This is a genomic window from Streptomyces capoamus (genome assembly GCF_014654935.1).
GTDB lineage: Bacteria > Actinomycetota > Actinomycetes > Streptomycetales > Streptomycetaceae > Streptomyces > Streptomyces capoamus.
The window spans coordinates 209,909-210,956 of the sequence record NZ_BNBF01000016.1 but is presented as its reverse complement, the minus strand read 5'-3'; the positions used below and the strand labels follow the sequence as shown (position 1 = coordinate 210,956).

The following is a 1,048-nucleotide window of genomic DNA, read 5'->3' as shown; positions in this document are numbered from 1 at the left end:
CTCGTGCCCCGGGACATCGCCTCCCGTGCCGCGAAGAACGTCTGCGACGAGGGCAGGGGAGTGGGCCCCGGCGGGCAGGGCGTCTACCTGGACTTCGCCGACGCCGTCCGGCGCATGGGCCGCAAGGCCGTCGAGGCCAAGTACGGCAACCTCTTCGACATGTACCAGCGGATCACCGACGAGGATCCGTACCAGGTGCCGATGCGGATCTACCCGGCCGTGCACTACACGATGGGCGGCCTCTGGGTCGACTACGACCTCCAGACCACGATCCCCGGGCTGTTCGCGATCGGCGAGGCCAACTTCTCCGACCACGGCGCCAACCGGCTCGGCGCCTCCGCGCTGATGCAGGGCCTCGCGGACGGCTACTTCGTGCTCCCGGCCACCATCAACGACTACCTGGCCCGTACCCCGCACCAGGAGCCGGTCACCGAGGACCACCCCGTCGTCCAGGAGACGCTGGCCGAGACCGAGGACCGGATCAACCTGCTGCTCGCCGTGGACGGTGACCGCACCCCGGACTCCTTCCACCGCGAACTCGGTGAGCTGATGTGGGAGTTCTGCGGCATGGCCCGCAGCGACGCGGGACTGCGCAAGGCCCTGGAGCGCATCCCGCAGATCCGCGAGGAGTTCTGGCGGCGGATCAGGGTGCCCGGCACCGGCGAGGAGTTCAACCAGTCGCTGGAGAAGGCCAACCGGATCGTCGACTACCTGGAACTCGCCGAGCTGATGTGCCTCGACGCGCTGCACCGCACCGAGTCCTGCGGCGGCCACTTCCGCGAGGAGTCCCAGACCCCGGACGGCGAGGCGGCCCGCAAGGACGACGCGTTCTCCTACGCGGCCGCCTGGGAGTTCACCGGCACCGGCGAGGCCCCCGTCCTGCACAGGGAAGACCTGGTCTTCGAGTACGTCCACCCCACCCAGCGGAGCTACGCATGAAGCTCACCCTGCGCGTCTGGCGGCAGAAGAACGCCGACGCCGAAGGAGCGATGTCCACCTACGAGGTGGACGGCATCTCGCCCGACATGTCCTTCCTGGAGATGCTGGA

Annotated in this window: 1 protein-coding gene and 1 pseudogene; both read left to right on the top strand. The window is 69.0% G+C overall.

All coding sequences use genetic code 11. The annotated features are described in order from the left end of the window. On the top strand, positions 1 to 939 hold a 939-nt coding region (locus tag IE312_RS41725; RefSeq protein WP_229900386.1), incomplete at its 5' end, for an FAD-binding protein. Further along, positions 936 to 1,048, top strand: a pseudogene (locus IE312_RS41720) (succinate dehydrogenase/fumarate reductase iron-sulfur subunit); the annotation flags it as partial. The gene IE312_RS41725 and the pseudogene IE312_RS41720, both read left to right, overlap by 4 nt.